Genomic DNA, 5,817 nt, shown 5'->3' with positions numbered 1-5,817 from the left:
GCGCAGTTCGCGGTCGGCGTCTTCCAGGGCCAGACGCGCCAGTTTCAGCTCGTCCTCCACCGCCATGCGCTTGTCCAGCAGCTCTTCCAGCTTGAGGCGCAACTCTTCCAGCGGCGCCTCGCCCTCCTCCAGGTTGAGGTTGAGTTGCTCACGCTTCTCATGCAGGCGCTCGGCCTGCAGTTGCAGACGCTCCAGGGCCTGGCGGGTGGAGTCGTGCTGAGCCTTGAGCGAACCCAGACGCACGGCCAGCTGATGGGCGTGATCTTTGTGCGCTCTAGCTTCCTGACGCACCCGGTCGAGGCGCTCGCGCAGGGCATCGCGACTGGCCAGCAGGCTTTCGCGCTGCTGGTTGTCGGTGGCCATGGCATCCAGGGCATCCTGCAGTTGTAGGCGCGATTCGCCCAGCTGTTCCTGTTCGATCTCGCGCTGCTCGGCCAGCTCCAGCAGCTCGCTGTCCAGGCGACGACGGCGCAGGGTCAATTGCTCGACCTTGGCCTGCCCCGCCGACAGCTGCGCCTTCAATTCGCCCAGACGGCGGGCCTGATCCTGCAGCTGCCGGCGTTGCCGCTCGCGCCGCTCTTCCTGCTGGCCTTGGCTTTCGCGCAGCTGCAGCAAACGCTCGTCCAACAGGGCCAAGGCCGCTTCGCGCTCTTCACGTTCCAGGCCCAGGCCTTCGATTTCCTGGCCACGGGCCAGGACGCCACTTTCCGCGGCGCTGGCGCGGCGCACCCGCAGAAAATGCCGGCCGACCCAATAGCCGTCGCGGCTGATCAGGCTTTCGCCGTCGGCCAGGCTCATACGCGCGGCCAGGGCCTCGTCGAGGCTCTGCACCGGTTTGACCTTGGCCAGCCAAGGCGCCAAATCGATGGCGGCTTCGACCTTATCCAGCAGGCTGCCGGCGACCCGCGCGCCGCCCTTGTTCGGGCTGACCAGGCGCAGGTCGCCCTGGGTCAGGCTGGAGAAATCCAGGCCGCCCAGATTCTGAAAATAACTATCATCCAGCAACACCGCCTGCAGGTCGGCGCCCAGCACGGTTTCCACCGCCAGCTCCCAGCCGGCCTCGACCCGCAGGCCTTCGGCCAGACGCGGCCGTTCGCTCAGGTGCTGCTCGCGCAGCCAGTCACCGGCGCCCTTGCCCGGATCCAGCGCCGCCTGCTGCAAGGCTTCCAACGAGGCCAAACGACCGTTGAGGCGCTGCAGTTCACCCTGGGCCTGCTGCTGGGCCTGACCGGCCTGCTGCAATTCGCCCCGCAGCTGCTGCAAGCGCTCGGCTTGCTGCTCTTCTTTTAATTGCAGGTCTTCCAGGCTCAGTTCGCTGGCGGCGATCTGCTCGCTCAACTCGAGAATGGCTGCGTCTTCCGGATCGGCCGCTAACAGCACAAGCTCGTCGCTGAGGCGGCGCTGACGCTCGGCCAGACGCTCCAGGCTCTGTTCCAGCTGGGCGATGCGCGACTGCTGCACCTCGGCCTGGCGGCGCGGCTCGGCACTGCGCTGGTTGAAGCCATCCCACTGCTCCTGCCAGCCGTGCATGGCACCTTCCGACTCTTCCAGGGCGGCGGCCGATTCTTCTGCGGCGGCGGCGGTCAGTTCCTGCTCGGGCTCGAGCATGCTCAGCTCTTCGCCCAGGGTCGCCAGCAAGGTGCGGTCGTGGCCCAGGTGCGATTCGGTTTCCAGGCGCGCGCGCTCGGCTTCGCGCAAATCGTCCTGCAACTGGCGCAGGCGCTGCTGGCCGTGCTGGATGCTCTGCTCGACCCGGGCGATATCGCCGCCCACCGAATAGAAGCGGCCCTGCACCAGGTTGAAGCGCTCGGACAGTTCATGGTGGCCGTCACGCAGGCGCTCGATGCTGGCGTCGGCGTTGCGCTGCTCGGCCACCAGGGCCTCGAAGCTGACCTCCTGGTTGCCGATCACCGCTTCGCGCTGGCCGACCTGTTCATTCAGCGCCTGCCAACGCAGGGCAGTGAGCTGGGCCTTGAGCTGACGTTCCTCGGCCTTGTATTCCTGGTATTTCTCGGCGGACTGGGCCTGGCGGTGCAGGCGTTCCAGCTGGCGCTCCAGCTCTTCGCGCAGGTCGCTCAGGCGCGCCAGGTTCTCATGGGTGCGGCGGATGCGGTTCTCGGTCTCGCGGCGGCGTTCCTTGTACTTGGAGATGCCGGCGGCTTCCTCGATAAAGTTGCGCAGGTCCTCGGGCTTGGCCTCGATCAGCTTGGAGATCATGCCCTGCTCGATGATCGAGTAGCTGCGCGGGCCCAGGCCGGTGCCGAGGAAGATATCGGTGATATCGCGGCGGCGGCACTTGGTGCCGTTGAGGAAATAGGTGTTCTGGCTGTCGCGGGTGACCCGGCGGCGGATGGAAATCTCGTTGTAGCCGGCATATTCGCCGGTCAGGGTGCCGTCGGAGTTGTCGAAGATCAGCTCGATACTGGCCTGGGTCACCGGCTTGCGGGTGTTGGAACCGTTGAAGATGACGTCGGTCATCGACTCGCCGCGGAGGTTCTTCGCCGAACTCTCGCCCATCACCCAGCGCACGGCGTCGATGATGTTCGATTTTCCGCAACCGTTAGGCCCGACCACCGCCGCCATATTGCTCGGAAAGGTCACGGTAGTGGGGTCGACGAACGACTTGAAGCCGGCCAGCTTGATGCACTTAAGCCGCATGAACAGTCTTCCCTAGCATTCGGCTAACGCTGCCAGCACCAACTGACAGTTGTGCTCGCCATAACCAATCAGCACCTGACGTATGCGCTGATGGTCACGGGCGATGATCACCTGCAGCAGTTCGGCAAAGGTGTTGAGGAACTGGCCCATCTCGCTTTTGCGCCGTTCCAGGGCCAAGTGGTAGGTGCGGCTGATGGCCGGCAGCAGATTCTCCACGGTTTCCTGTAGATAGGGATTATTGGAGAAGGGAAAGGCCGCCCGCATGATGTCGAAGCTGTTCTCGACGAAGGCGCCGATATCCTCGCGCTGCAGACTGTCCATCAGACGCTGCTGGATGGCCAGGAAAGGCGCCAGATCGCTCTCGACCCGCCAGCTATCGGCCACCGCCTTGCCCAGCAGGATATACAGCTCCATCACCAGGGCGTACAGGCTCTTGACGTTGTGCGGGGTCAGCTCGGCGACCTGGGCGCCCCGCCGCGGCGGGATCACTATCAGGTGACGACGCTCGAGAATCAGCAGGGCTTCGCGCACCGAGCCACGGCTGACATTCAGCGCCTGGGTGACTTTCTGTTCCTGAATCCGCTCACGGGCCTTCAACTCACCACGAATGATGCGTTCGGCCAGATGATGGGCGATCTGCTCGGCGAGGCTGTCCGGTGCCTTGAACGTCATGGTTATCCTTAGGCTCTATCTGACCTATTGGGGCAAGCGATATGGATACTGAAGCCCCGCCAGGCCTGGCGGGAGCGGGTAAACGCAGGGCGCGAGTGTAACACAGGGTGTTACCGGGCCAAGGGCACGGGCCACGCACTTTCAGAGCGAAAGGTAGGCTTCATCAGGATGGCCCAAGGTAACGATTGTCCTACAATCCTACCAAACCCACTCTCGATAATAATAAGTACGGAGCCCCTATGTTCGAACGCCTTCCCTCCAATTGGATGCTCGCCATCAAAAGCATCGGCTACTGGTTGTGGCTGATCCCGGTGCTGGGCATTCCCCTGAGCTATCACTGGTCGCACGGCAGTGCGCAGGCCGATGCCTGGGCCTGGCTGGTCATAGTGGTGGTGTTCGGGGTGATCCCCCTGCTGGACTTCGTTATCGGCCGCGACCCGGCCAACCCGGATGAAGCGGTGCAGGTAGCGCGACTGGAGCAGCAGAGCTACTACCGCCTGCTCAGCCTGGCCACGGTACCTTTTCTGCTGGGTATGCTCGGCTGGGCCGGCTGGGTGTTCGTCAACTATCAGGCCTGGAGCTGGGTCGGCCAGCTGGGCTGGGTGCTGTCGGTGGGCACAGTGACCGGCGCCATCGGCATCACCGTGGCCCACGAGTTTATCCACAAGGACCCGCAACTGGAGCAGAATGCCGGCGGCTTGCTACTGGCGGCGGTGTGCTACGGCGGCTTCAAGATCGAGCACGTACGCGGCCACCACGTGCACGTGTCGACGCCCGAGGATGCCTCATCCTCGCGTTACGGCCAGAGCCTGTACGCCTTCCTGCCCCACGCCTACAAGCACAACTTCCTCAATGCCTGGCGGCTGGAAGTAGAGCGCCTGAAGCGCAAGGGCCTGCCCGCCCTGCACTGGCGTAACGAGTTGCTCGCCTGGTACAGCGTCAGCGCGCTGTTCCTGCTGGGTTTCAGCCTGGCGTTCGACTGGCGCGGAGCGCTGTTCTTTATCGGGCAGTCGGTCGTGGCCTTCACCCTGCTGGAAATCGTCAACTACGTCGAACATTACGGCCTGCACCGGCGCAAGCTGGACAACGGCCGCTACGAGCGCACCAACCCGACCCACTCATGGAACAGCAACTTCCTGCTGACCAACCTGTTTCTCTTCCACCTGCAGCGCCATTCCGACCACCACGCCTACGCCAAACGGCGCTACCAGGTGCTGCGCCACTTCGAGGACAGCCCGCAGCTGCCCAACGGTTATGCCGGGATGATAGTCCTGGCGCTGTTCCCACCGCTGTGGCGCGCGGTGATGGACCCGCGGGTGCGCGCCTACTACGCCGGTGAGGAACATCAACTGAGCGACTCGCAACGGCTCGATAACAGCCTGGGAGACGCCCATTAGCGGGTGATGCCGTTCACTTAAGCCAAGTGAACGGCACTTTTTGTAGCCCAATGAAATCCGGGGAACTCTACCCCCTGAAAATCCGCTCCCGGGTTGCATCCGGGCCAGGTTCTGGGCTCCCGACTGGCTAGGCCCGAGTCGTGCCGGCCATAGGGATCAAGGGGTAAGAACCTGTTTACGATCTCGCGAGCTAGAGCCATGCAAGGCAAAAACAGGCGAGGAAGCGGAGTTTACAAGTGGTAAATGAGCATTCCGAGCCTGTTTTTAACGCAGCAGGGCCGACGCGCAGCAGATCGTAAACAGGTTCTAAGGATGCTTGTGCCCCGGGCGGCTGGTCACTTCTTCGCCTCACAGATCCTGCGGGCCGAGCAGGCGCAGAACTTCCTCGACGCTGGTCAGCCCCTGCTGCAGCTTGTCGCGCGCATCGTCCAGCAGGCTGGTCATGCCTTGCTCGCGGGCCAGGGTCTGCAGCTGCGTGGCGCTGGCGCCCAGGGTGACGGCATCGCGCAGGGCGTTGTTCATGGTCAGCACCTCATGGATCGCGACCCGGCCCTTGAAGCCCTGATGGCACTGGTTGCAGCCGCGGCCGTGGAAGTACTTAAGCCCTGGCTCGAGAAAGTCCGGGCCCAGGCGCGCCAACAGTTCGCCGCTCGGCGTGACGGGCTCGCGGCAGCTCAGGCAGATCCGCCGCACCAGGCGCTGGGCGATGATGGCCTCCAGGGCCGAGGCCAGCACATAGGGCTTCAGGCCGAGGTCGAGCAGGCGGGCGATGGTGGCGGCCGCCGAGCTGGTGTGCAGGGTGGAGAACACCAGGTGGCCGGTCAGCGAGGCGTGGAAGGCCACGTCGGCGGTCTCCTCGTCGCGGATCTCGCCGAGCAGTATCACGTCCGGGTCCTGGCGCAGGCTGGCGCGCAGGATGCTGGCGAAGCTCAGGCCGATGCGTTCGCGCACCGGCACCTGGCCGGCCAGGTCGACCTGGATTTCCACCGGGTCTTCGATGGTGACGTAGTTCTTCTCCGGCGAGGCCTCGTGCTGCAACAGGGCGTAGAGGGTGGTGGTCTTGCCGCTGCCGGTGGGCCCGGTGGCGAGG

4 protein-coding genes are annotated in these 5,817 nt (G+C 64.4%); 1 reads left to right on the top strand and 3 read right to left on the bottom strand.

Translation table 11 applies throughout. The features are described 5' to 3' along the window. Both smc and Q8Q83_RS19285 read right to left on the bottom strand, forming a co-directional pair. Nucleotides 1-2,658, bottom strand: a 2,658-nt coding sequence (gene smc, locus Q8Q83_RS19290; protein WP_305625745.1) for a chromosome segregation protein SMC, incomplete at its 3' end; no start/stop codon positions are given. Nucleotides 2,659-2,670: 12 nt separating this feature from the next. Next, a complete protein-coding gene (locus tag Q8Q83_RS19285; RefSeq protein WP_305625744.1) occupies nucleotides 2,671-3,330 on the bottom strand; it encodes a GntR family transcriptional regulator in 660 nt (219 codons plus the stop codon). A 239-nt stretch (nucleotides 3,331-3,569) separates the two neighbouring features. Here Q8Q83_RS19285 and Q8Q83_RS19280 point away from each other — a divergent pair, with 239 nt between their 5' ends. Then, nucleotides 3,570-4,727, top strand: a complete 1,158-nt coding sequence (locus Q8Q83_RS19280; protein WP_305625743.1) for an alkane 1-monooxygenase — start codon at nucleotides 3,570-3,572, stop codon at nucleotides 4,725-4,727. A 348-nt stretch (nucleotides 4,728-5,075) separates the two neighbouring features. Here Q8Q83_RS19280 and Q8Q83_RS19275 read toward each other — a convergent pair. After that, nucleotides 5,076-5,817, bottom strand: a 742-nt coding sequence (locus tag Q8Q83_RS19275) for a GspE/PulE family protein (RefSeq protein ID WP_305625742.1), incomplete at its 5' end; no start/stop codon positions are given.

The organism is Pseudomonas sp., from assembly GCF_030696055.1.
In the GTDB taxonomy this organism is placed as follows: domain Bacteria; phylum Pseudomonadota; class Gammaproteobacteria; order Pseudomonadales; family Pseudomonadaceae; genus Aquipseudomonas.
Note: the sequence above shows the minus strand (reverse complement) of the source record. Positions and strands in the feature narration are given on the sequence as shown.

What these genes read in the sequence shown, in the direction of transcription:
- Q8Q83_RS19285 (WP_305625744.1), bottom strand. Translation starts at nt 3,330, where the DNA reads ATGACGTTCAAGGCACCGGACAGCCTCGCCGAGCAGATCGCCCATCAT.
- Q8Q83_RS19280 (WP_305625743.1), top strand. Translation starts at nt 3,570, where the DNA reads ATGTTCGAACGCCTTCCCTCCAATTGGATGCTCGCCATCAAAAGCATC.